The following is a 24,077-nucleotide window of genomic DNA, read 5'->3' as shown; positions in this document are numbered from 1 at the left end:
ACGCTGAACACATCGCATGCACACCCGCATCAGGGAAGCCCCAATTGCCCCCAATGGGCGAAATCCCGCCGTATCGTCCCGCCTGACGCCGAAAAATAACAGGGTCGTCCGGGCGCGCGGGGCCCAAAATGCAAACCGCCCCCGACACGGGCAGTGTCGAGGGCGGGGAATTGGCAATATTTATCAACCTTGTCGGATTCAGCCCCGTGGGATCACGCGTCGTGTTCCGCCAGGAATTTTTCCGCGTCCAGCGCCGCCATACAGCCCATGCCGGCACTGGTCACCGCCTGACGATAGACATGGTCGGTCAGATCGCCGGCGGCAAAGATGCCCGGGATAGAGGTGCGGGTGCTTCCGGCCTCGACCTTGACGTAGCCACCATTGTGCAACTCCAGCACATCCTTGACCAACTCATTCGCCGGGGCGTGGCCAATGGCGACAAACACGCCCTTGCACGGGATTTCGGTGATCTCGCCGGTCTCGACATGTTTGACGCGCACGGCCTCGACGCCCTTGGGGTTGTCCTCGCCGACGACCTCTTCCAATTGATGGAACCACAGCGGTTCGATCTTGGGGTTTTTCATCAGCCGATCCTGCAGGATCTTTTCCGCCCGCAGTTCATCCCGGCGATGGATCAGCGTCACCTTTGACGCGAAGTTCGTCAGGAACAATGCCTCTTCAACTGCGGTGTTGCCGCCGCCGATCACCACAATTTCCTGACCGCGATAAAAGAAGCCGTCGCAGGTGGCACAGGCCGACACGCCAAAGCCCTTGAACGCCTCTTCCGACGGCAGGCCCAGCCATTTGGCCCGCGCGCCAGTCGCCAGAATCACCGCATCCGCCGTATAGATCGTGCCGCTGTCACCGGTCGCGGTGAACGGGCGTTTCGATGTGTCGAGATTGGTGATGATGTCGCCAATGATCTCGCAGCCCATCGCCTTGGCATGATCCTGCATGCGGATCATCAGATCGGGGCCCTGGACCTCGCTGTCACCCGGCCAGTTCTCGACCTCGGTTGTGGTGGTCAGCTGGCCGCCGGGTTCAATCCCCTGCACCAGAATCGGATTCAACATCGCACGGCTGGCATAAACGCCGCGGTATATCCCGCTGGGCCGGAGCCGATGATCAGAACTTTGGTGTGGCGGGTCTCGGCCATGTGGTGCCCCTTTGGCTTGCGCATCTCTATCAGACGCCGCATATAGCCATCCTGCCCTCAAACGAAAAGGCCATGAAACCCCGTCATGCGCCCCGATCAGGGCAAAATCACAGCATGAAAAGAATCTTGCGTAATTTGGAAAGATAATTGCGTAGGCCTGCCAAGCTGTTATAACAATCGCAATTCGGCGGAGGGCGAAATGCCGGGAACACGACTTGATCCAATAGATCGCAAAATTCTGGCAGAGCTTCAGGCAGACGGGCGCATGACCAATGTCGAGCTTGCCCGACGGGTAGGTATTTCTGCCCCCCCCTGTCTGCGCCGTGTGCGCACGCTGGAAGAACAGGGATATATTCGCGGCTATCACGCCGAGGTTGATGCCCGTGAATTGGGCTTTGAGGTGCAGGTTTTTGCGATGGTCGGGCTGGTCAGCCAGGCCGAAAGCGATCTGTCGGCCTTTGAAGACCGATGCCGGGCCTGGCCGCTGGTGCGCGAATGCCACATGTTGAACGGCGAGGTGGATTTCATCCTGAAATGTGTCGCGCCCGATCTTTCAAGCTTTCAGAGCTTTCTGACCGGAGAATTGCTGACAGCCCCCAATGTGGCCTCGGTCAAGACATCGCTGGTGATCCGTGGGGCCAAGGATCAACCGGGCGTGCCATTCGAAGTGCTGGAAGCGCGGCTAAGCAAAAACGCCTGATTTTGCCGGCCTGATTTTGCCTGCGCTATCTTGCCTGCCTGAATCATCCTGCCGGCATCACACGATTTGCGCCACCCTGCCTGACAACAATCAGCGCAGGGTTTTGATCTGCGCCCGCGCTCTATCCCAGACCTTCCAGCATCTCACGTTCCACACGGGGAAAGCCAAGCGGGCCAAAATCGCGCGGGCCTGGCAATTCCGGGGAACAGCGACATGAAAAGCGACTGTGTCTGACTGCCCATCTGGGCAATCCTGCCGCCGCTGCCGGGGTGATAGCTTTCAACTTCCAGACCGCCAGCCGTGACCACCGCATGTTTGCGCAACATCAGGTGGTAAACACGCACCGCACTTGGCGGGGTCACCCGGAACACCGACACGCCATCAATGAAATCCGCAAGCGGGGTCAGCACCCTGCCCTCGCCAGTGCCGGCACGCATTTGCGGCGGATTGTGCAATACTGCGGCCGCAGGTCCGAACATCATGTCATGGCTCGGCCGACCCCGGCCCAATGCGTCACCGGTCACCCGGATCAAACCATTCAACAGCGAAGCTGCCCCGGCCTGACCTGACAAAAGCGTCGTTGACCCGATCCAAAGCACCTGTTGCGGCCCTGCCGAGGATTGCACCGGATCGCCGGGCATCAGATCTTCGATGGCGCAAGGCCCATTTGGTGTCGCCAAAACCGTACCACGGGCAAACCCGGACACGGCGCGATCAAACAATTCGGTCTGCGGCACCATATGCGCCGCTTGATGCAGGCTGAAATCCGGCAAAAGCGCCGTCACCTCAAGCCTGCGCATCTCGACAGCGTCGCGCAAGGCATGATGTTCGCCTCTGTATGGCGGCTCGACCCGGGCAAGCGGGGCGGATCGCGCCGTCGACCGTGTGATGTCAAAATGGGATTTCGGCTGTGGGCGATAAGAAGCGGTCATGGCGTGCACCTGTTTATTCGGGTCACATCCGCGTCGGCCCCCACCGACAACGTCAGATCGACAATTCAATTCATATCCAACCGCAACAATGTCCGTGTTTTGCGGTCATCTGTCAAAAACCGGGCCGAATTGTCCGCCCTGACGCGGCAATGGCCCTTGGGGGGCGGGATTGTTACCGGATTTTGCGGCGTTGGCCGATGTCACCGTGCAGAAGAATCGCGGGAAACCATGCGTTTTGCGCCGGAATTTGGCAGCAAAGACGACAAAAGCCGCGCCCATTGCAGAGCGCGGCTTTTTGAAACGCGGATCGACTGATTCGTATCAGGCGGACTTCAGCAGTTCCAGAGGCGCGCTGCGGCGAGCAATCATTGCGGCGCGACGTGCACCACGGGCCCAGGGCATTTCAACGTGGGTGGTTGCTGCCGTGTTCACAACGGATTTGATGAACCGAGTATTCATGTCTTTGTTCCTTTGGTCGGATCGGCGGCCACCGCGGCCACGCTTGCTACCCACTCAATATGGAATTGGTTTCCGGCAGGTCTGGGGCAGAAATGATAATTTTTAGAAAATTTTCGCCTATTTTAACTATAAATTGGGGCGGCCAAACGAACCCACTTATCCATTTAAAATCAATTACTTAAAAAAACGCCACTCCCAATCCCTGGAATCAATGTGGCAGACTTGCGGCACCGCCCTGCCCCGGTTCCGCCGCAAATCGCCCAAAACGACAAAAGCCGGACCAATTTGGCCCGGCTTCATCACAATCGTCACGCGGTTGCGGTATCACATGTTGGGATAATTCGGCCCATCGCCGCCCTGCGGTGTGACCCAGTTGATGTTCTGGCTGGGATCTTTGATGTCACAGGTCTTGCAGTGCACACAGTTCTGGAAGTTGATGACAAATTCCGGCGCGCCGTCCTTTTCCACCACTTCATACACCCCAGCCGGGCAATAGCGCTGGGCCGGTTCGGCAAACTGGGGCAGATTTTCGCCAATTGGCACCGACGCGTCCTTCAGCGTCAGGTGACAGGGCTGTTCTTCTTCGTGGTTGGTAAAGGAGAACGACACATTGGTCAGCCGATCAAAGCTCAGCTTGCCGTCAGGCTTGGGATAGTCGATCGGTTTGTGGCCATATACCTTTTCCGTGGCTTCGGCATCGGATTTGCCATGTTTGACGGTGCCAAACAGCGACAGACCAAACAGGCTGTTGGTCCACATATCAAACCCGCCCAGCGCCAGGGACGCCGTCAGCCCCCATTTCGACCACATCGGTTTGACGTTGCGCACCTTCTTCAGGTCTTGACCAATCACGCCGGTGCGCACCTCGACCTCGTAATCGCTCAGCTCGTCACCGGCCCGCTCGGCCTTGATCGCGTTGAACGCGGCTTCGGCTGCCGCCTTGCCCGAAAGCATCGCATTATGATTGCCCTTGATGCGCGGCACATTGACCATGCCCACCGAACAGCCCAACAGCGCCACGCCCGGCGCCACCATTTTTGGCATCGACTGATAGCCGCCTTCGGTGATCGCCCGCGCGCCATAGGCGACGCGTTTGCCGCCCTCCAACAGCTCTGCCACCATCGGGTGATGCTTGAACCGCTGGAATTCCATATAGGGGAAGAGATAGGGGTTCTTGTAGTTCAGGTGCACGACAAAGCCGACATAGACCTGATTGTTTTCCAGATGATAAATAAAGGAGCCGCCGCCCGCATTGCCGCCCAGCGGCCAGCCCATGGTGTGGGTTACGCTGCCTTCTTTATGTTTGGCCGGGTCGATTTCCCAGATTTCCTTCATCCCCAGACCGAATTTCTGCGGCTCTTTGCCGGCGGAAAGGTCGTATTTGGCGATCACTTCTTTCGACAGCGACCCGCGCACACCTTCGCCCAGGAAGACATATTTGCCGCGCAGCTCCATGCCCGGCTCGTAATTCGGACCGGCTGTGCCGTCGGCGTTTTTGCCAAACTCGCCCGCGATGACACCCACAACCTCACCGGCATCACCATAGATCAGCTCGGAACAGGCCATGCCGGGGAAAATCTCGACGCCCAGGCCCTCGGCCTGTTCGGCCATCCAACGACAGACATTGCCCATCGAGACAATATAATTGCCGTGGTTGTTCATCAGCGGCGGCATCGGCGCATTGGGAATGCGGATCTGCCCGGCTTCGCCCAGCATGTAAAACTTGTCTTCGGTGACAGGCACATTCAGCGGCGCGCCCTTGGCCTTCCAATCCGGGATCAGCGCGTCAAGACCGCAAGGGTCCAGCACCGCGCCCGACAGGATATGCGCACCGACCTCTGAGCCTTTTTCAAGCACCACAACTTCAAGATCGCTATCCAGCTGTTTTAACCGTATCGCCGCGGAAAGCCCCGCAGGCCCCGCCCCCACGATCACAACATCATATTCCATCGCTTCGCGCGTCACTTCGGTCATATCCGCTCCCTCGGCTGGTGCTGCACCTGCATCATAGCTCGCAGAGTCCTGCCCGGAAATTTGCCTTGGGTCAACGTTGTGCGCTGCGTCATTATGCGTTCAGAACAGGTTAAATTCGCAAAAACCACATGTTAGCGTCGCAACCCAGCCGCCCCCGGGGTGTGATGACAGATCCATATCATCAGGTTCAGATCATGCCCCCCATGGCCGACGCCCCGCGCCCCTGCACGCACGTTCCCGCCAATTCCGCCTTTCCCTCTTGCATCCGATGGACCGCCTAAGGCAATGTCGCTGAAACACGCTGATATGATTTCGCCGCCACCCATTCGGGCAAAGGCGGCCCTTTCTGGTAAGGCCTATGGAAAAGATACCGATGACCCGCGCGGGACATTCTGCGCTCGAAGCCGAATTGAAACTGCTCAAATCCGTTGAGCGGCCTGCCGTCATTAAGGCGATTGCAGAGGCGCGCGAACTGGGCGACCTCAAGGAAAACGCAGAATACCATTCCGCCCGCGAAAAACAGGGGTTCATCGAAGGCCGGATCAAGGAGCTTGAGGGCGTGTTGAGCCTGACCGAGGTCATCGACCCGACCAAATTGTCCGGGACAATCAAATTCGGCGCAACCGTGACCGTGGTTGATGAAGACACCGACGAGGAAAAGACCTGGCAAATCGTTGGCGAACACGAGGCCAATGTCGAAAAGGGCCTGTTGAACATGAAATCGCCCATTGCCCGCGCTTTGATCGGCAAGGAAGAGGGCGATAGCGTAGAAGTGCGCACCCCCGGCGGCACCAAGGATTACGAAATCCTGAAAATCGCGTATATCTGACGGCACGACGTAACCTGTCCCGAAAGTCCCGGAAATGCCCGCCGACCAATCTGCCCCCCAGACCGAGGACCGAAGCGCGCGGGTTGCGCCTTCGGCACCAACGCCATTGGGAATCTATGAACGAAACCGCGCACCCAAGGTGACCGGAATCGAAATTGTCGCTGTTGCCCTGTCACTTGTGTGGCTGTTGGGGGCGGTCATTTTCTTTGTGGTTTTGAAACCGTCTGGTTTGGGGACCGGCAATGGCACGGACGAAGGTCTGCGGTTCCTGATGACCCTTCTGGCGGTGTTCATGCCGGTGGCGATGATCTGGGTCGCGGCCACCGCCGCGCGGGCCAGCAAGGTGATGCGCGATGAAAGCAGCCGGTTGCAAACCGCGATCGACGCTTTGCGCCATGCCTATGTCAGCCAGGGTCAGGGGGGCGCTGCGGCCACTTCGGTCACGCGCAAGCTGGATGAAATTGCCGCCGCCCAGCGCAAGGCCGAAGCGGCGATGGCGATGTTTTCCTCAACCCGCGAGATTGGCGCGCATCGCACCGCGATGGCAACCGCGCCTGCGCCCGCCGCGCCTGCGTCATCCTCGGATGACCAGCCCGCGCTGGCGCTTGGCACCCCGGCCGAGGCGCTTGAACCTGAATTGTCGAACGAGGATTTCATCTGCGCGCTGAATTTCCCGGAAACCGCGGACGACCGCGATGGGTTTGCGGCGCTGCGCCGCGCGCTCAAGCATCGTGCAACCGCGCAATTGGTTCAGGCCGCACAGGATGTGCTGACCCTGCTCAGCCAGGATGGCATTTACATGGACGACCTGCGCCCCGACATGGCCAAGCCCGATGTCTGGCGGCGTTTTGCCGAAGGCGCGCGGGGCCGTGCGATTGCGGGCCTTGGTGGCGTGCGCGACCGGTCTTCGCTGGCGCTCAGCGCGGGTCGGATGAAACAGGATCCGATTTTCCGCGATGCGGCGCATCATTTCCTGCGGGTCTATGACCGCACTTTCCAGAGCTTTTCCGAACGTGCGTCAGATGCGGAAGTGGCGGCCTTTTCCAATACGCGCACCTCGCGGGCGTTCATGCTTTTGGGACGGATCGCCGGCACCTTCGATTAAGCGCCGTTACAATCCGAAACTGCCATACGGAAGAAAGCGCACCAAATCGCCTTCGCGGATCTCTGCGGCACCATCCGGCAATTCCACCAGCCCCTCGGCCCAGGACAGCCCGCTGATCCGCCCCGATCCTTCAGAGCCAAAGACCGCCGCCCGGCCATCCTGCATTTGCGCCCGCAGATACTCGCGCCGGCCCGGCTTCTTGGTCTTGGCAAAGGCGGCGGGCACGTCGAACCCTTGTGGCCGCTGCCAATGCCCGCCCGCCAATACCGCCAGCGCCGGACGCGCAAAGATCAGCGCACAGACCAGCGCCGCCACCGGATTGCCCGGCAAACCGAACACCGGCACGCCATCCCACAGCCCAAGGGCCAATGGCCGCCCCGGCTTGACCGCGATGCGCCACATCTGAAGCGCCCCGGCGGCGCGCAGAAGGGCAGACATGTGATCCTCATCCCCGGCAGAGGCGCCGCCAGAGGTCAGGATCACATCCACCTGCCCCGCCGCGCGGTCCAACGTGGCGCGCAATGTCGGGCGATCATCCGGGGCAATTCCCAAATCAACCGCCGCATATCCCCAAGCCTCGGCCAGCGCCAAAAGCATCGGTCGGTTGGCATCGAAAATCTGCCCCGGTCCGGCGGTCCCGCCAGCCGCGACAATTTCATCCCCGGTGGACAAGACCCCGACCCGCAGCCGCTGTCGCACCGGCACTTCTGCCACGCCAACCGCCGCCATCAACGCCACATCCGCCGCCATCAACCGACGCCCAGCGCGCAGAATGACCTCACCGGCCACCACGTCTTCGCCCGCTTTGCGGGTGTTTGCCCCCTGTTTCAATGGCCCGCGCAACGCGATGGCGCGGCCATCTGTGGTCACATCTTCTTGCAAAACCACGGTGTCGACCCCGGCCGGCAACGCCGCACCGGTCAGGATGCGCAGCGCCCGGCCCGGTGGCACGGTCCCCGCAAAAGGCACCCCCGCCGCCGCACGCCCCGGAAATAGCGGCAGTTCCACCGCCCCGGCCGCAAGACCACCGGCAAAGCCATACCCATCCACCGCCGCATTCGCGGTCGGCGGATTGGAGCGATGCGCAGTGACGTCCTTGGCCAGGATACGCCCCGCCGCCTGATCCACGGCACAGACCTCGACCGCGGCAACCGCGTTCAGATTGTCACGCAGATGCGCCAGCGCATCCTCTACCGGGGTCCAATTGACCCCGGCAGGCAGGGCAAAACAATCATTGCGCAGCGGCGGCGGTTGCAGGGGGCTGCCGCTCATAATCCGACCTCGGCCAGAATGAAATCCGCGATGCTTTTGGTGTCGTCCAAATCGAACACCAGCCGGTCCAATGTGATCGCCACATCCGTCATCTGGTCCGACGCCACGGCGCGCACCGTCGCGTCATCCGGGGCAATCAGCGGCTGGCCGGTTGCGGCGCGATGCGCCTCGATCTTGGGATGGCCGTCGCGTTTGTAGCCTTCGACCAGCACCAGATCGCAGGGCGCAAGCTGGCCCAGCAAGTGATCCAGCCCCGGCTCCTCTTCGCCGCGCAATTCGGTCATCAACGCCACGCGTGTGCGCGAAGCCAGTAAAACCTGCCCCGCCCCGGCCATGCGATGGCGGTGCGAATCCTTGCCCGGTTGGTCGACATCAAATGTGTGATGCGCATGTTTGACGGTCGACACCGTAAACCCCCGGCCCGTGATCTCACGCACCAGCCGTTCCATCAGCCCGGTTTTGCCAGAATTCTTCCATCCGGTCACACCATATAGTCGCATTATATCATCGCCTCTGCCTCGGCCAGATCCTCGGGGGTGTTGACGTTGAAAAATGCCGTTTCCGCATCGAACATCGCCTCGCGTCCGCCATGGGCATCGCTCCACAGAACGACCTTTTTCAATCCCCCCGCCAAGGCCGCGCGCAGATCGTTGCGCAGCGCCACCGGCCAAAGCCCGAATGTCGGGTGGCGCACATGGCCGCCGCGCGACATGGATTTCGTCTGTTCCACCCCGCGTGGGGTCGCGGCCAGCACAAGTGGCCGGGTCTGGCCCTCTGCGGCCTGCACCAGCCTGGCGACAAGATCGGTTGGGAAAAACGGGGTGTCTGCGGCGGCGGTCACAATCGTCTCTGCGCCTTGGTCGGCGGCATAGTCCAGCCCGGCCAGCACACCGGCCAGAGGCCCGGCAAAGCCATCAATGGAATCGGCAATCACCGGCAGACCAAACCCGGCAAACCGCGCCGGATCGCCATTGGCGTTCAAGACCAATCCGCTGACCTGCGGTCGCAAGCGGTCAATCACGTGATCCAGGATCGACAGCCCGCCAAGACGCAACAATCCCTTGTCGCCACCGCCCATCCGGGTGGCCCGGCCCCCGGCAAGGATCACGCCCAGCGGCCCAGTCAGCGGCCCAGTCAGCGGCCCGGTCATCGGCCATCCCCCTTGCGCCGATGTTTCCTGTCTTCTTGCGGCACGCTTGCGGGATCGGCGTCCCAAATCACCCGCTCTGCCCCGGACAGACAAATGAACCGTTTGCCGCGCATCCGCCCAATCAGCGTCATGCCGACCTGGCGGGCAATCTCGACACCCCAGGCGGTGAACCCCGACCGCGAGGCCAGAACGGGAATGCCCATCAAGGCCGTCTTGATCACCATCTCCGAGGTCAGGCGCCCGGTGGTATAAAGGATCTTGTCCGCCGCCCCAACGTTTTCGCGCAGCATCCAGCCCGCAATCTTGTCGACCGCATTATGCCGGCCGACATCCTCCATATAGACCAATGGATGGTCGCCCTGACACAACACCGTGCCGTGGATCGCCCCCGCCTCAAGATAAAGCGACGGCGTTTGATTGATCTGTGCGGACAAGGCGTAAAGCCAGCTGGAACGCAGCTCTGCCTGCGGCAGCACCAACCCCTCAAGCCCCTCCATCATATCGCCAAACACCGTCCCAACCGCACAGCCGCTGGTCCGCGTCTTCTTTTTCAGCTTGTCCTCATGGCTGGTCTGGCGGGCGGTGCGCACCACCACAACCGCAAGGTCGGCGTCATAATCGACGCCGGTCACCACATCATCGTCCAGCAGCATGCGTTGATTGCGCAGAAACCCCAACGCCAGAAGATCCGGGTAATCGCCGATGGTCATCGCCGTCACGATTTCCTGACTGTTGAGAAAGATCGTCAGGGGCCGTTCCTCGACCACGGCGATGTCCTGTGGCCTGCCTTCATGATCGACACCTGCCACCACCCGAGTTAACCCCGCCGCTTCGGGGTCAGGGGAAATCAGATAAGAGCGGGCGTTTTCCATCCTCGGCAATTGCGTCTCCGCCTTTGGCTTAGTAGATCTGGCGCAGACCCTAGGATGAACCCATGACACCCTCCACCCCCAATCGTGATTTCTGGCGCGGGCTGCGCGACGGATTGCCCTTCCTTCTGGTGATCACGCCATTTGGATTGTTGTTTGGCGTGGTGGCGACCGAAGCGGGTTTGAACGTCTACGAAACCCTGAGCTTTTCCATCGTGGTGATCGCCGGCGCGGCCCAGTTCACCGCGTTGCAGTTGATGGTCGATGACGTGCCGGCTCTGATTACGCTGGTTTCGGCGCTGGCGGTCAACCTGCGTATGGCGATGTATTCCGCCGCTTTGACCCCCTATCTTGGCGCGGCACCGGTCTGGCAACGCGCGCTGATCGCCTATTTCACCCTGGATCAAAGCTTTGCCACCGCCACGGCAAAGTACGAAAGCACCCCGGATATGGCGCTGAAAAATCGGGTGGCCTATTTCTTTGGTGCGGCGCTGGCGGTGTCCCCTGCCTGGTGGGTTGCAACCCTGGCCGGCGCGATGTTGGGCAAAAGCATCCCGGATTGGATGGCATTGGATTTCGCCGTGCCCATCACCTTTTTGGCGTTGATTGCGCCCATGCTGCGCACCTTGCCCCATGTCCTGGCGGCGCTGGTGTCGATTGTGGTCGCTCTGGTCTTTGCTTTCCTGCCCTATAACCTTGGGCTGTTGGTCGCCGGGGTCGCCGGGATGATGGCCGGTGCCGAACTGGAAAGACAGCTGCGCATGAGATCCGGCCAAGGTGGCACATCATGATCGAAACCTGGGAAATCTGGCTGGTGATTGTCGGTCTTGGGATCGGCAGCTTTCTGTTGCGGTTCAGCTTCACCGGACTGGTCGGCGGACGCGCCTTGCCCGAATGGCTGCTGCGACACTTGCGCTATACCGCCGTGGCGATCCTGCCGGGGCTGGTGGCGCCGCTTGTGGTCTGGCCTGCCGCCACCGGCGGTGCACCGGATGCGCCGCGCATGCTTGCCGCCGCTGCGGCCCTGTTGACCGGCCTCGTGACGCGCAATGTGCTGGCCGCGATGTTCGTCGGGGCCGCCACATTGTATCTGGCGCTTTACCTGCTCTGAACTCAGCCACGACCCAGCCCCGGAGAAGCAGGCTTTTGCACGCGTCAGGTCAGTGACGGCTTAGCGAGGAGAGACCATTCCGCAGCCACGCCATCCGGTCCAGAACCGCGGCCCTTTTTTCGTCCAGCTCGGCCTTGAGCCTGTCAATATGCGCCAGTTTCTCTGTCAGTTTCTGGATGCCATCTTCGCAAGGGCCAGCGCCGCTGTCTGAAAGACAGGCGCGCATTGCCCGTATTTCCCGGGTCGAAAACCCGGTCGCGATAAAGTCACGGATGCGGCGCGCGCGTCTCAGGTCAGCTTCGCTATAGCTGCGATAGCCATTCAGCGTGCGCCCGACCTCCAGCAGCTCTTGTTTTTCATAGTGGCGCAACATCCGTTGGGTGATCCCCAACCGCTCTGCGGCTTCTTTCGCCTGCATCTTAGACGTCCTTTCCAGAAAGCCTGATCAACATGTGAATGTGACACAGGTTTATCAAGTGAAGCCGGGGTGCGCTTCTGTTCGCCCCCGGCCCCAAATGGATCAGGTCCGCAGCGACCAGCCGCCATCAACGGTCAGAACCTGCCCCGTCAGCCATGCGTTTTCGGAGCTCCCAAGCCGCAGAATCCACGGCACGATATCCGCCGTGACGCCCCGCCGCCCAAGAGGAATTTGAGCGGCTTCTTGCGCTTCGACCTGCTGGGCCATCTCCTCTGGCAATCCCATCATCCCGGTCAATGCGCCGGTTTTGACGGGGCCCGGTGCGATTGCATTGACGCGGATGCCGTCATTGGCCAGCTCGATCGCCCAGGACTTTGTCAGATGTTCCAACGCGGCCTTTGTCGCGCCGTAATGTGCCAGCATCGGCGCAGCCCCCCTGGACACAGCGGTGCCAATGTTGACGATTGTCCCCTTACTCTTGCGCAGGGCCGCACGCGAGGCCCGGACAAGTTGAGACGGTGCGACGATGTTCAATGCAGACATTTTCGCAATTACATCAACATCATACGCGTCAATCGGCAGGGGTTGCCCCGCGCCGGAATTGTTCACCAGCAGATCAATCCGCCCCCAGCGGGACATCGCGGCATCCACAATCTGTGCCCCACTGTCCACCTGCGCGCTATCCATCTGAAGTGCCTCGATACTGGCACAAACATCCGCCACCGTCGCCAGCTTTTCCGCATTGCGCCCGGTGATCAGAACATTTGCGCCTTGCTTCGCAAGTTCGGTCGCCGTTGCCTCACCGATACCAGAGCTGCCACCGGTGACAATTGCCACCTTGCCTTGCCATTTGTTGTCGCTTGCCATGTTGATTGGCCTCCTGTCATCGACTCATTTTCGCTTGATGAGAGGCCCTCCTAGCGCCTTGACACTAATGTCAGGGTCAAAGACTTTTTCGCGCCGTGTCAGGAAAATTTGGCGCGCCGGGCGGTGCCAGCGCACATCACAAGCCTTGAAAGGGCGCAGTCAGACTTTGATCAGCGCAATGGCGGCGTGGTGGGGGCGTGCGCATGCGCGCCCCCACCGAGCGAAGTTCAGCCGCCCGGTGTGGCCGCAGACCCGGCCAGGATGCCGCCATCAATCGTCAGCTCCGCACCGGTCATATAAGCGGCCTCGTCCGAGGCGAGCATGACGGCAAGGGCTGCGACCTCTTTGGTTTCGCCAAACCGGCGCATCGGCGTGTCTGCGACCATCGCGGCCTCACGGTCCGCCCGGTCAGGTCCATCGCCCAACATCGGCTCCCACATCGGGGTCATGATCGCCGCCGGATGAATTGAATTGCAGCGGATCGCAAGCCCCTGCCCGGCACAGTAAAGCGCAACCGACTTTGTGTGATTTCGGATCGCAGCCTTCGAGGCCGCATAGGCGGCGGCCATTGGAATGCCGACAAGCCCCGAGCGCGACGAGATGTTGATGATACTGCCACCCCCCTTCGCCCGCATGGCGCGGATCGCATATCGACACCCGAGGAAAGTGCCGTCGTTGTTCACCGCATGCACGGCCCGCCAATCGGCCAAGGAGGCATGTTCCGGGTCATGGGCGGGCGGCGCGCCGTCGAACGGCCCTTCGAACCCTGTGATGCCGGCGTTGTTCACCAATACGTCAAGGCTGGGAAATCGCCCGGCCACCGCATCCCAATCGGCCTCGGCGGCGACATCAAGCCGGGCGAAGATCGCGCCGATCTGGTCTGCGGTGGCCTGACCGGTCTCTGCGTCGATGTCTGTCAGGATGACCTTGGCACCCTCGTCGCAAAAGGCCTTTGCGATGGCGGCACCAATGCCACGGGCACCCCCGGTGACGAGGGCGGTTTTGTTCTGTAGTCTGGGCATGACTGCTCCGTAAGATGTGTGTTCGATGGACTCCGGGCGTTATCCGCCAAGAGCGCGGTTCCGCCCCGTGGGCGGTGTTCCGGATTACCGGTCGCGTTTGTCCATCGTCGTTCACTCCTCTACGAATGGCATGACAGTAGAAAATGACGTTGTGCCGGTCAAGCATAGGTCGCCGATCATTCACCATCTGCACGGCATGGCGCAAAATGGGCTGGCATTTGCCCTGTGTAGGTCACACCGGAATCGGCGGTCAAAGTTCGTCGCAAAAGGCGCACAAACAGCCACGCAACATATGTCGCTGCATGGCTGCTGCTTTGGCAAAGGGCTCAGGCCGCCGCTGTTGCTTCTATTTCAAACAACAAACCCGGTATCGCAAGGCGGCTCACCCCCAGCAGCGTCATCGGCGGTGCGCATTGGATCGGGCCAAAGCGCATTCCGAAAAGATCAAAGTTTTTAAGCGCTTCGTCCACATCGGTCGCATAGACACCCAGCCGGATGATATTGCCAAGGCCCATATTCGCGCCCTGCAAGACGGCCTCGAGGTTGTCCAGTGCAAGGCCGATCTGGCCGCGCATGTCGCCAAGGTGCTGTGGATTGCCCTCGCCGTCGACAGAGGTTTGGCCCGCGCAGATCAACTGGCGCGTGGTGCCTTCGATGACCTCGCCCTGATTGTAGCCAAGGTTCAGCGACCAATTCCATGGGTTTACCGGGGTACGTTGCATGATAAATTCTCCTGATTGAAACGATTGGGGGCGGCTCAAGCGGCCTTTTGATCGGTATTTTCTGCATCAACGACACGTTCGAGATGCCAGATCTTGGATACGATCTGCCAACCCTCAGCACCCTTCACAAAGCCCAGATGATCGACAAAGACGTTCTCATGCGCCCGGATGCGAACCTTCACGGTCGCGCTGATTGGCGAGAGATAGTCGATCAACAAAACCTCGGCTTCGCGGGGCTGGCCCTTGCTGGCCGGGGACGTGCGGCCAGCGACATCGCGGCTGAAACTGTCGATCGGTTCGACGAACACGGTGCCCTGATCGGCATCAAAAAGGCTGGACTGGGGGTGAAACACCGCATTCAGCTTCTCTGTGTCACAGTCATGGATGGCGTCAAAATAGGTGTCGATGGCAGCGAGCAGGTCAATCTGAAGGGTCATGGGCGCATCTCCGATTTGCGTTGATGACCGATACTTGTCATGCCGGGGAAAATCGCGATACTGGCGAAATGGACAACACACAGTCAAATTCTGCCAACATGGCCAAAACGGCCATGCCCCCCGCAAAAAACGGTTTGGTTTGCGCCATCGCCTATGATGGTCTGTGCACATTTGAATTCGGCATCGCGGTCGAACTTTTCGCCCTGCCACGGCCAGAAATCGAAAACTGGTATCGCTTTGCGACCGTGGCCGCGGACGACGGGCCAATTGCCGCGCTTGGCGGCTTTACCATTCAGGTCGACGCCGGTCTTGAACTGTTGCAAGAGGCCAGCCTGATCATTGTGCCCGGTTGGCGTGGCGCGGACACGCCGGTGCCAGAGGCGCTTTGCAAGGCCCTGCGCGCCGCCTATGACCGGGGGGCCCGGATCGCGTCAATCTGTTCAGGAGTATTTGTGCTGGCGGCGGCGGGTTTGTTGAACGGCAAATCGGCGACAACCCATTGGCGGTACACGGATATGCTGGCAGAGCGCTTTCCAGAGATTTCGGTTGATCCCGACGTGTTGTTCGTCGAAGGCGACCGTGTCTTTACCTCTGCCGGATCTGCCGCCGGTCTTGATCTGGGCTTGCATATCATCCGCCAGGACTACGGCGCACAGGTGGCTGCTTCTGTGGCGCGCAGGCTGGTGCTTCCGGCACAACGGGATGGGGGCCAACGCCAATTCGTGCCGCGCCCGGACCCAAAACCCCGCACAGGCTCGGGCTTGGCGTCACTCCAGGACCGCATCCGCGCATCAATTGACGAAGAATGGCCAATTGAACGCATGGCCAGCGAAGCGGCAACAAGCGGTCGGACCCTGGCAAGACGGTTCCACGAAGAGACCGGGACAACCCCGCTGAACTGGCTAAAGGTAGAGCGTGTGTCGCGGGCGGCAGAACTGCTTGAGAATGGGTCTATTCCGCTGTCGGATGTCTGGGAAATCTGTGGCTTTGGATCGGCTGAAACCTTTCGGCGCGAATTTCGAAAGATGATGGGCGTTCCGCCCATCCGCTACAGAGAGCGTTTAGGCGCCCCTGCCGCGTAACCGAACGCAGCGCATCTGTGATTTGATTTTCATGCCGCAGGTTCGAAATTTGCGGATCGCCCCGGCGCGGCATCTTCCCCGGTCTTGCCCTCTGGCACAAGCGGAGCGGGCCGCGCATCGGCTGCGCGGCCCTTTTCGCGTTATGGGCAGGTGTAACCGCCATCAATCACCAGATCGGCCCCCGTCATGAACGAGGATTTATCCGAAGCAAGGAACACGGTGCCGTAGCCAATTTCATCAGGCTTGCCAAAGCGTTTCATCGGCACCAGATCGACCAACGGGCCCCATGCCTCTTTGGGCACAGAGGATTCGAACAGGTTGGTGTCGAACATGCCCGGACAGATGGCATTGATGCGGATGTTGTCGCCTACGAACTCCAACGCGGCTGATTTGGTCATCAGACGGACAGCGCCCTTGGTAGATTGATAGGCGGTTGAGACGCCTGCCCCCGCGATGCCATAGATGGAAGCGAAATTGATGATCGACCCGCCGCCGTTTTCCTTCATTGCGGGAACCGCCGCCTTCATACCCAGCAAGGTGCCCAACTGGTTGACGCCCACAATCTGGTGGAATTTTTCGACCGTATGATCCAGCAGACCCGCATGGTAATAAATACCGGCATTGTTCACCAGCACGTCCAGCTTGCCAAAACTGGCAACGGTCCTGGCGACCGCGGCCTCCCACTGATCTTCCTGTGTCACATCAAGCGCGACAACCTCTGCCCGACCACCGGCATCACAGATTTCCCTGGCCACGTTTTGTGCATTGTCCCACAGGCCTGTTGCGGGTTTGCCTTCGGCGATAATCGGGTCTTCAGGCAAATTGGCGAGCATCAAGATCGCGCCCTCCTTTGCCATCAGTCGCGCCTGCGCCTGACCCAGTCCGCCACCCGCCCCTGTGAGCAGCACTACTTTGCCTTCGAGTCTTCCAGCCATGGTTTTTCCTCCCTTTGGATTTTCACTAGATTTTGGGTTGTTCGTTGCGGTTCGGCTCAACCCGAACAGCCGTCCGGGAACGTTCATCAGAACATTCCGTTGTCATGAGCGCTGGTTGCCGGCAGTTCCTGCAAGACGTCCCAATGCTCGATGATCTTCCCGCCCTCATTGAGCCGGAAAATGTCGATGCCCGCGTATTCAAGGCCATCCGGCCAGATCTGGTGGCAATGCAAGACCACGTAGCAGCCTTCGGCCAGCGCGCGTTTGATGGTGACACGCTTGCCCGGAAACCCGGCCGCCATACGTTCGAAATACGCGATGAACCCTTCTTTGCCGGTCTCCACATGGGGGTTATGCTGGATGTAATCCGCCCCCACATATTCGGCCACCGCACGACGCGGGTCGCAATCGTTGAACATCAGCTCATAGAAAGCGATGACATTGCGTTTGTTCTGTTCCAGATCAGCCATGGATCAGAACGGGTAATGCTGTGCGGGGTCTTCGATCGTGACCCAGCGGGTTGAGGTAAAGCTGTCGATGCCAGGCCTTGCCGCCAAAGCGGCCATAGCCGCTGTCCTTGACGCCACCAAATGGCATCTGCGCCTCATCCCCCACTGTGGGTCCGTTGATGTGGCAAATGCCGCTTTCGATTTGATCGGCCACTTTCATGGCGCGCGAAATATCCGCGCTATAGACAGATGCCGACAGACCATAAGCCGTGTCATTGGCCACGCGCACGGCCTCGGCATCGTCTTTCACCCTGATAATGGGTTTGACGGGGCCAAAGCTCTCTTCCTGATAGATCAGCATCCCGGGCGTCACGTTGTCGATCACGGTCGCCGTGACAACCGCGCCATCGCGCGTCCCACCGGCCAGCACCTTGCCGCCCTTTGCGACGGCGTCGGCAATGATCCGATCCATTTTTTCCGCCGCGTCCAATGTGACAAGCGCCCCCAGCACGACCTTGTCGCGCGGATTGCCTGCGGGCAGCTTGGCCGCCTTGGCCGCGAAGGCGCGGACAAAATCATCGGCAATGCCTTCGTGCACGATGATGCGTTCGGTGGACATGCAAATCTGGCCCTGGTTCATGAAAGCCCCGAATGCGGCACCGTTTACCGCCCCTTCGAGATCGGCATCGTCCAGAATGACCATCGGCGCCTTGCCACCCAATTCCAGCAACACAGGTTTGAGATGCGCCGCCGCTTTTTGCGCGATGATGCGCCCGACATTGGTCGATCCGGTAAAGTTGATGTGTCGCACAGCCGGGGCCGAAATCAGCGCATCAACGATGTCTGCGGCATCCTCTGGCGCGTTGGTCACCACGTTCAGCACACCGTCTGGAAACCCGGCCTCTTGAAACACGGTTCCAATGGCGCGTTGCACAGCCGGGCACATCTCGGACGCTTTCAGCACAACCGTGTTGCCGCAGGCAATGGCGGTGGCGACGGCGCGCACGCCCAGAATGACCGGCGCGTTCCACGGCGCGATGGCCAGACAGACGCCCAATGGTTTGCGCTGTGCCATGGCAAGGCTGCCGGGTTTGTTGACCGGGATCACATCGCCCGTGATCTGTGTGGTGATAGCGGCCGCCTCACGCAGTATGGCCGCAGCAAGCATGCAATTGAACCCCGCCCAAGGCGCCGTTGCACCGGTTTCGGTGATCATCAGCTGAATGATCTCGTCAGTCTTGGCCTCCAGCGCATCAGCGGCCTTCAGCAGCAACATGCGCCGCGCACCCGGTCCCGTTGCGGCCCAGGACGGATAGGCCGCGGCGGCGGCATCAACCGCCATCAAGGCATCCGCCACGCTTGCGGCTGCGGCCGTCGTCGCCACGTTCCCCGTGACCGGATCACGGCGTTCATAGGTACGAGTGTCCTGTGCGGTGACCTCGCGGCCACCGATCAAAAGGTTTACAGTCATTTGATTTTCCTTAGAAATTCATGGCTTCGGACATGACCGAGGCCTCTAGGCCGCCGTCACATGCAATGTTTGTGCCGTTCACCCAACGCGCCCCGTCGGATGCCAGAAACAGGATAGAGGGCGCGATGTCGTTTGCCGTACCTGCACGGCCCACACGGTTGATGTCGCCGTTGACGCGGTCATCACCCAGCACATCGCGGAACTGCAAAAGAATGGGGGTCTCGACCGGGCCGGGGCTGACGGCGTTCACGCGAATGCCACGGTCCTTGAACACCGGATCATGGGCGGCGCGGTAGGTCCACATCAGCAACAATTCCTTGCTGTCGGGGTATGAGGTTTCATCCTGAATGTTGTGGTCCGCACAGAATTGCGCAGGATCGGGGAAGCCTTTGACGTCGATGGCTTTGCGCGTCCGCTCAAGATTGCTGCGCCAGCCGAAACCGGCAATGGACGCCACATTGATGACAGAGCCATATTGGTTCATCTTGGGGGCCAGCCCCAGCGACAAGGCACGCAGCCCCAGAAAGTTGACCGCAATGGTCGGCACTTTGCCCGGCGTGCCCGAAAGCCCCGCGACATTGGCCAGGGCGTCGATCCCGTTTGGCAATGCGTTGACCAACGCCGCGACACCCTCTGCGGACCCAAGATCCGCCGCGATGAAATGCCCGACCGGGTTGTCCGGCGTGTTCCGATCGACCGAGAACACATTGGCCCCCTGCGATTGCGCCAGCTCTGCGGTGCGCTGCCCGATGCCCGACGCAGCCCCCGTGACAACAATGTTCTTTCCTAAAAGCATCTGTTTTCCTCCCTAAATGACTTGTTGATTTCAGTGATGCGATGGCCGGTCTGGATCACCGCTCCTGGCAGGTGGGCCAAGTGCAGCTTTGTCGGGCGCGAACGATGCGCGCCGCGCGAATGCGCGTGTCATGGTTCCCCCCCGACATCCCCAATTCAGGGGGTTTTTCTTTTTGTGATCCAACGTAGTTCGGTAAATTCGTCCAAGGCCCACCGCCCGCCGAACCGGCCATAACCGCTGGCTTTTACCCCGCCGAACGGGGCAAGCGGGTCGTCATCCACCGTGCACCGGTTGATGTGGCAAATGCCGGTGTGGATCTGGCTTGCGATCTGGTCCGCGCGCATCGGGTTTCCACTGAAAACCGATGCGGCAAGGCCATAGTCGCTGTCATTGGCGACCGTCACCGCCTCCTGGTCGGTCGCCACGCGCGTGACAGACAGGATCGGCCCAAAGGTTTCTTCGGTGTAGAGCCGCATGTCCGCCTCGACCCCGTCGAGCAGCGTCGGATGGAAATAAGCACCCCGCATCCCGCCGCCGCCCACAAGGCGTGCGCCCTTGGACACGGCATCGCCGAGCAGACCGGACAGACGCTCTGCCGCACCGACGCCAATGACCGGCCCGATGTCCGTCGCGGCATCAATGGGATCACCAACCACCAAAGCATCGCGCAGCTTTTCGATCTTTTGGATCAGCGCATCGGCCACGTCGGTCTGGACGATCAACCGTTCGGTGGACATGCATATCTGTCCCTGATTGAGGTAGGCTCCCTGCACCGCCTCTGATGCGGCAAGGTCAAGATCGGCATCGTCCAGCACAACCATCGGGGCCTGACCGCCCAGTTCCAGCAAGGGCCGCTTCAGGTGCTTGGCGCAAAGCGCGGCGATCCGGCGGCCAATCCGCGTCGAGCCGGTGAAATTCACCCGGCGCACCACCGGATGCTCGATCAGCGCATCAACGATCCTTTCGCTGTCGTCCTGCGGGCACAGGAACACCTGAACCACGTCTTGCGGAAACCCGGCCCCAACCACCGCGTCGCCGATCAGGCGAAAGGTACGCGGCGCAATTTCATTGCCTTTCAACAAGACCGTATTGCCACAAAGCAAGGGCGCTGCGATGGCGCGAATGCCCAGGATCACCGGCGCATTCCAAGGCGCGATCCCAAGGCAGACACCGCAGGGGACGCGATGGGCCTCGCTGATGATGTCATTTTCGGCTGTCAGCGTTTCGGGGTGACGCAAGGCGCCCGCCTGATCCGCGACACCATACAGAAGACGGGCGGCAAAAGTGACGTTATGCGCAGCCCATTTTTGTGGGGCTCCGATCTCTTCACACATCGCGTGGCAGAGCGCGTCACCATCCGCAATCAACCGATCCGCGAGCGCCCGAAGATGGTCCGCACGGGCATCGACCGCCAAGGCAGACCACGCAGGAAACGCCGCCGCGGCATGCGACACAAACCGCAGGCTTTCAGCCAGATCATGCGCAATCTCGCGGCTGACCACATCCCCTGTCGCCGGGTTCTGGCGGGTAATGATGCGCGGCTCTGTGGTCAATTGTGACGATGTCAAAGGTATCATGTGTTTTTAACGGATTTGCATCCGTCCTCCCCTCTTTAAGACTAGAGCAGGAGCATTTTGCATGTAATGTTAGATTCTGGTCATTAAATGCGAAATTCTGGGATTCGTGATGCAAGATACCTACGCCACACTGCAAGACGAGCGCGATGCTTTGCACAACCGGTCCTTGCGCCGCCGGTTTCCTGACGGATTCGCAACGCTCTTGTTTCTGACCCGTGGCACCCTGCTGATTGGTGAGGACGAAAATGAACGCCATGGTCCGGCGCTGTTCTTCTGGCCGGGCAACAGCCGTGATGTGCTGACACTGAAAGCGGGGGCAAGCGCGCGGCTTTTGGGGCTGAGCGATGCCATTATCCTGGACGCGATCGGCGCGCGTTCGGAATTGGTGCATTTGCGGATGCTGGTCGAAACGCCCTTCTCTGCCGTATTGTCCGAAGACCCCAAAGTTCCGCAGATCGAGACGCTGTTTGACTGGTTTGCCCATGAGCTTGAAGAACCCGAACGCCGCTCGCCCATGTCGATGTCCGCGTTCCTGCGCCTGCTGCTCATCGCGGCCCTGCGCGTCCACACACCAGAGGATACGTCGGTCAGCGCCGAGGCAACGAATGTCCTGCGCCAGTTCCGCCATCTGGTCGAGCTGCACTATAAGGACCACTGGAAAGTGACCCGCTATGCCGACACGCTGGGCGTTGAATACGACCGCCTGCACCGGATCTGCAAACGCGATACCGGTCGATCCCCGGCCGAGTTGGTACATGAACGCATCACCGCAGAGGCCAAGGCGCGACTAGAGAATTCGGGCCTGCCGCTCAAGAAGATTGCGGCGGATTTGGGGTTCTCGGATGCCTCGCGCTTCAGTCACTTCTTCAAACGCCGCACCGACCTGTCGCCAGGGGCCTATCGCGCGGTGGTGTCACGGCCCGACAGTGACGATCTGCAAGACCTGCGGCGCGGGTTTTCGGACTGGCCGTAAAGGGCGGGGTCATCGCTCCTCCGCCACCTGCGCAGCATGAGGCAAGATGGGTCGCATTTGCCGATCGTGGATTGCGCAAAGATTGCGCCAGTCGCGGTTCGTCGCGGAAAGGGCCAGTGATTTAAATCAAAACTCCGCCTTCGAGCGGGTTGGGCGGAAACCGGACCTTAGCTGCACCTGAACACATCTTACTGCAGATCGGTAAAAGCGGTCATTCAAGACCGCGAAAGCTTAACCAACCATGCTGCACTAACCATCAAGGTCAGCAATGCGCAGGAAGCGGAGTTTGCAAAGTTTGGGCGACTTCCCGACAGCGGTCATTCGTGCTGCGTGCGGCGAATTCGGGCTGTGAGCCCAAATTGCTTGATAATGCGTTAAGCGAGAATGTCGGCTCTTCGTGGTCCGGGAAAAAAAACGGAGCAAAATCAACGTAGTTATTGCCAAGGGATTGTGGCACGAGAATTTTCAATGGTTCTGGTCCGGGAACAACCACTGCAAAAAAAAACCGGTTTGGCAGTGACCTGCCCCCTGCTGGTCCCTCATTCATAATGAGAGTCTGCAGGTTGAATCTGGGTATTCGGCTTCCGCGTCTGACGCAAGCGCGCCGGGCGCGGAGTTTTCAAATTGCTCAAGCGCACGGCGCGCTTGCAGCGGCGTTTGGTTGCCCAAGGACGAGTGTGGCCTGACCGTGTTATAGTCGTAACGCCATAGGGCCAGCTTGCGCCGCGCATCATCCAGGCTGTCGAAGATCTCCTCGTTCAGTAGCTTATCCCTGAGACTGCCGTTGAAGCTCTCGATGAACGCGTTCTGCTGCGGCTTGCCCGGATCGATGTAGTGCCACGGCACCTCGTTCTCGTCGGCCCATTTCAGGATGGCCCGACTGGTGAACTCAGTTCCATTATCGCTGACAATGCAGCCGGGCTTTCCGTAAAGCCGGATCAGAGCGCTGAGCTCCCGGGCGACCCTTGCGCCGGAGAGGCTGGTGTCCGCGATAAGGCACAGGCATTCCCGAGTGCAGTCATCGATCACTGCCAGCATCCGGAACTTCCGCGAGGCGCCGAAGCTGTCGGATACGAAGTCCAACGACCAACGAGCATTGGGATACGCCGCAACTGGCATCGGCACCCTGGTGCCACGCGCCCGTTTCCGGCCGCGCCGCCGCTTCACGGACAGCCCTTCTTCGCGATAGACCCTGTAGAGCTTCTTGTGGTTCATGGTCATGCCCTTGCGCTCCAGCAGCACGCCGATCCGGCGGTAACCGAACCTGCGCCGCTTGGCAGCGATGTCCTGCATCTCCTTGCGGATCTCGGTACAGTCCGGTGGGCGTTCTCGCCGGACTGTTTTGGGATCGACACCGACAAGCCTGCAGGCCCGGCGCTGCGAGATGTCATGATCCCGCATCGCCCGAAGCGCCGCGTCTCGCCGCTTGGTCAATGTCGTCAATTCTTTCCCAGCAAGTCTTTCAGCACGACGTTGTCGAGCATGGTATCGGCCAGCAGGCGCTTGAGCTTGGCGTTCTCGTCTTCGAGCGCCTTCAGCCTGGCGGCCTCAGAAACTTCCATCCCGCCATACTTGGCCTTCAACTTGTAGAAAGTCGCCGTGCTCAGCCCGTGCCTGCGACACACCTCCGCTGTCGGCATCCCTGCTTCCTGTTCTTTGATCATACCGATGATCTGCGCCTCGGTGAAACGACTCTTTCGCATCTGTCTGCTCCTTCAGAGTTGGCGCAGACTCTACATTACGGTGAGGGATTTCGCGGGGGGCAGGTCAG

Annotated in this window: 25 protein-coding genes and 1 pseudogene; 7 read left to right on the top strand and 19 right to left on the bottom strand. The window is 60.3% G+C overall.

Going from position 1 to position 24,077, the window contains the following annotated elements:
* Window positions 1-212: 212 nt before the first annotated feature.
* Window positions 213-1,156 (bottom strand): annotated as a pseudogene (trxB, locus tag AC0L4F_RS11755) (thioredoxin-disulfide reductase).
* 199 nt (window positions 1,157-1,355) lie between these two features.
* Here trxB and AC0L4F_RS11750 point away from each other — a divergent pair.
* Complete coding sequence (locus AC0L4F_RS11750; RefSeq protein WP_244688611.1) at window positions 1,356-1,856, top strand: Lrp/AsnC family transcriptional regulator; 501 nt, start codon at window positions 1,356-1,358, stop codon at window positions 1,854-1,856.
* Between the two features lie 143 nt (window positions 1,857-1,999).
* On the opposite strand, the gene AC0L4F_RS11745 is transcribed toward AC0L4F_RS11750, so the two are convergent.
* The 3 genes from AC0L4F_RS11745 to AC0L4F_RS11735 all read right to left on the bottom strand — a co-directional run bounded on the left by AC0L4F_RS11745 (window position 2,000) and on the right by AC0L4F_RS11735 (window position 5,221).
* Complete coding sequence (locus AC0L4F_RS11745; RefSeq protein WP_244688609.1) at window positions 2,000-2,788, bottom strand: Hint domain-containing protein; 789 nt, start codon at window positions 2,786-2,788, stop codon at window positions 2,000-2,002.
* A 321-nt stretch (window positions 2,789-3,109) separates the two neighbouring features.
* The gene (locus tag AC0L4F_RS11740) at window positions 3,110-3,247 is read right to left on the bottom strand and encodes a hypothetical protein (protein WP_244688607.1); all 138 of its coding nucleotides are present in this window, start codon (window positions 3,245-3,247) and stop codon (window positions 3,110-3,112) included.
* A 324-nt stretch (window positions 3,248-3,571) separates the two neighbouring features.
* Window positions 3,572-5,221 (bottom strand): electron transfer flavoprotein-ubiquinone oxidoreductase, encoded by a 1,650-nt coding sequence (locus AC0L4F_RS11735; protein WP_244688605.1) that lies wholly within the window; start codon window positions 5,219-5,221, stop codon window positions 3,572-3,574.
* A gap of 358 nt (window positions 5,222-5,579) precedes the next feature.
* On the opposite strand from AC0L4F_RS11735, the gene greA reads away from it, so the two are divergent.
* The gene (greA, locus tag AC0L4F_RS11730; protein ID WP_244688602.1) at window positions 5,580-6,050 is read left to right on the top strand and encodes a transcription elongation factor GreA; all 471 of its coding nucleotides are present in this window, start codon (window positions 5,580-5,582) and stop codon (window positions 6,048-6,050) included.
* Window positions 6,051-6,084: 34 nt separating this feature from the next.
* Window positions 6,085-7,155 (top strand): 6TM ABC transporter family protein, encoded by a 1,071-nt coding sequence (locus AC0L4F_RS11725; RefSeq protein ID WP_244688600.1) that lies wholly within the window; start codon window positions 6,085-6,087, stop codon window positions 7,153-7,155.
* 6 nt (window positions 7,156-7,161) lie between these two features.
* On the opposite strand, the gene AC0L4F_RS11720 is transcribed toward AC0L4F_RS11725, so the two are convergent.
* From AC0L4F_RS11720 to AC0L4F_RS11705, 4 genes are read right to left on the bottom strand one after another with little or no spacing between them, the layout of a single operon-like run.
* Complete coding sequence (locus AC0L4F_RS11720) at window positions 7,162-8,427, bottom strand: molybdopterin-binding protein (RefSeq protein WP_244688598.1); 1,266 nt, start codon at window positions 8,425-8,427, stop codon at window positions 7,162-7,164.
* Window positions 8,424-8,927, bottom strand: coding sequence for a molybdopterin-guanine dinucleotide biosynthesis protein B (mobB, locus tag AC0L4F_RS11715; protein WP_244688596.1), 504 nt, complete (start codon window positions 8,925-8,927; stop codon window positions 8,424-8,426). Before mobB ends, AC0L4F_RS11720 begins: the two co-directional genes overlap by 4 nt.
* Window positions 8,927-9,553: a molybdenum cofactor guanylyltransferase MobA gene (gene mobA / locus AC0L4F_RS11710; protein WP_244688930.1), complete on the bottom strand. Its 627-nt coding sequence runs from the start codon at window positions 9,551-9,553 to the stop codon at window positions 8,927-8,929. Before mobA ends, mobB begins: the two co-directional genes overlap by 1 nt.
* A gap of 20 nt (window positions 9,554-9,573) precedes the next feature.
* A complete protein-coding gene (locus AC0L4F_RS11705) occupies window positions 9,574-10,449 on the bottom strand; it encodes a formate dehydrogenase accessory sulfurtransferase FdhD (RefSeq protein WP_244688929.1) in 876 nt (291 codons plus the stop codon).
* 62 nt (window positions 10,450-10,511) lie between these two features.
* On the opposite strand from AC0L4F_RS11705, the gene AC0L4F_RS11700 reads away from it, so the two are divergent.
* On the top strand, window positions 10,512-11,237 hold the full coding sequence (locus AC0L4F_RS11700) for an AzlC family ABC transporter permease (RefSeq protein ID WP_244688594.1): 726 nt from the start codon (window positions 10,512-10,514) through the stop codon (window positions 11,235-11,237).
* Window positions 11,234-11,557 carry an AzlD domain-containing protein gene (locus AC0L4F_RS11695; protein WP_244688592.1) on the top strand — a complete coding sequence of 108 codons (324 nt, stop codon included), beginning with the start codon at window positions 11,234-11,236 and terminating at the stop codon, window positions 11,555-11,557. Before AC0L4F_RS11700 ends, AC0L4F_RS11695 begins: the two co-directional genes overlap by 4 nt.
* A 49-nt stretch (window positions 11,558-11,606) precedes the next feature.
* Here the strand turns inward: AC0L4F_RS11695 and AC0L4F_RS11690 are convergent, their stop codons facing one another.
* The 5 genes from AC0L4F_RS11690 to AC0L4F_RS11670 form a co-directional block, all read right to left on the bottom strand.
* Window positions 11,607-11,975 carry a MerR family transcriptional regulator gene (locus AC0L4F_RS11690; RefSeq protein WP_244688590.1) on the bottom strand — a complete coding sequence of 123 codons (369 nt, stop codon included), beginning with the start codon at window positions 11,973-11,975 and terminating at the stop codon, window positions 11,607-11,609.
* Between the two features lie 102 nt (window positions 11,976-12,077).
* Entirely contained in the window at window positions 12,078-12,842 is a 765-nt protein-coding gene (locus AC0L4F_RS11685; RefSeq protein ID WP_244688588.1) for an SDR family NAD(P)-dependent oxidoreductase, read from the bottom strand.
* A gap of 227 nt (window positions 12,843-13,069) precedes the next feature.
* Complete coding sequence (locus AC0L4F_RS11680) at window positions 13,070-13,864, bottom strand: SDR family oxidoreductase (protein WP_244688586.1); 795 nt, start codon at window positions 13,862-13,864, stop codon at window positions 13,070-13,072.
* A 326-nt stretch (window positions 13,865-14,190) separates the two neighbouring features.
* Window positions 14,191-14,586 carry a RidA family protein gene (locus AC0L4F_RS11675; protein WP_244688584.1) on the bottom strand — a complete coding sequence of 132 codons (396 nt, stop codon included), beginning with the start codon at window positions 14,584-14,586 and terminating at the stop codon, window positions 14,191-14,193.
* A 35-nt stretch (window positions 14,587-14,621) separates the two neighbouring features.
* Window positions 14,622-15,023: a nuclear transport factor 2 family protein gene (locus AC0L4F_RS11670; RefSeq protein WP_244688582.1), complete on the bottom strand. Its 402-nt coding sequence runs from the start codon at window positions 15,021-15,023 to the stop codon at window positions 14,622-14,624.
* Between the two features lie 23 nt (window positions 15,024-15,046).
* Here AC0L4F_RS11670 and ftrA point away from each other — a divergent pair, with 23 nt between their 5' ends.
* Window positions 15,047-16,105 carry a transcriptional regulator FtrA gene (gene ftrA, locus AC0L4F_RS11665; RefSeq protein ID WP_244688580.1) on the top strand — a complete coding sequence of 353 codons (1,059 nt, stop codon included), beginning with the start codon at window positions 15,047-15,049 and terminating at the stop codon, window positions 16,103-16,105.
* A 140-nt stretch (window positions 16,106-16,245) separates the two neighbouring features.
* On the opposite strand, the gene AC0L4F_RS11660 is transcribed toward ftrA, so the two are convergent.
* The 5 genes from AC0L4F_RS11660 to AC0L4F_RS11640 all read right to left on the bottom strand — a co-directional run bounded on the left by AC0L4F_RS11660 (window position 16,246) and on the right by AC0L4F_RS11640 (window position 21,333).
* Complete coding sequence (locus AC0L4F_RS11660; RefSeq protein WP_244688578.1) at window positions 16,246-17,040, bottom strand: SDR family NAD(P)-dependent oxidoreductase; 795 nt, start codon at window positions 17,038-17,040, stop codon at window positions 16,246-16,248.
* An 86-nt stretch (window positions 17,041-17,126) separates the two neighbouring features.
* Window positions 17,127-17,510 (bottom strand): nuclear transport factor 2 family protein, encoded by a 384-nt coding sequence (locus AC0L4F_RS11655; RefSeq protein WP_244688575.1) that lies wholly within the window; start codon window positions 17,508-17,510, stop codon window positions 17,127-17,129.
* On the bottom strand, window positions 17,503-18,960 hold the full coding sequence (locus AC0L4F_RS11650) for an aldehyde dehydrogenase (protein WP_348524093.1): 1,458 nt from the start codon (window positions 18,958-18,960) through the stop codon (window positions 17,503-17,505). Before AC0L4F_RS11650 ends, AC0L4F_RS11655 begins: the two co-directional genes overlap by 8 nt.
* 10 nt (window positions 18,961-18,970) lie before the next feature.
* Window positions 18,971-19,756, bottom strand: a complete 786-nt coding sequence (locus tag AC0L4F_RS11645; RefSeq protein WP_244688573.1) for a coniferyl-alcohol dehydrogenase — start codon at window positions 19,754-19,756, stop codon at window positions 18,971-18,973.
* Window positions 19,757-19,911: 155 nt separating this feature from the next.
* Window positions 19,912-21,333: an aldehyde dehydrogenase family protein gene (locus tag AC0L4F_RS11640; RefSeq protein WP_244688570.1), complete on the bottom strand. Its 1,422-nt coding sequence runs from the start codon at window positions 21,331-21,333 to the stop codon at window positions 19,912-19,914.
* 109 nt (window positions 21,334-21,442) lie between these two features.
* On the opposite strand from AC0L4F_RS11640, the gene AC0L4F_RS11635 reads away from it, so the two are divergent.
* On the top strand, window positions 21,443-22,306 hold the full coding sequence (locus tag AC0L4F_RS11635; protein WP_244688568.1) for an AraC family transcriptional regulator: 864 nt from the start codon (window positions 21,443-21,445) through the stop codon (window positions 22,304-22,306).
* Between the two features lie 543 nt (window positions 22,307-22,849).
* Here AC0L4F_RS11635 and AC0L4F_RS11630 read toward each other — a convergent pair.
* A protein-coding gene (locus tag AC0L4F_RS11630) for an IS3 family transposase (RefSeq protein WP_244688566.1) occupies window positions 22,850-24,009 on the bottom strand; the annotation gives its coding sequence in 2 pieces (ribosomal slippage) (window positions 22,850-23,760 and window positions 23,760-24,009; 1,161 coding nt in all).
* Window positions 24,010-24,077 lie beyond the last annotated feature (68 nt).

Source organism: Marinovum sp. J2-8 (assembly GCF_055808435.1).
Note: the sequence above shows the minus strand (reverse complement) of the source record. Positions and strands in the feature narration are given on the sequence as shown.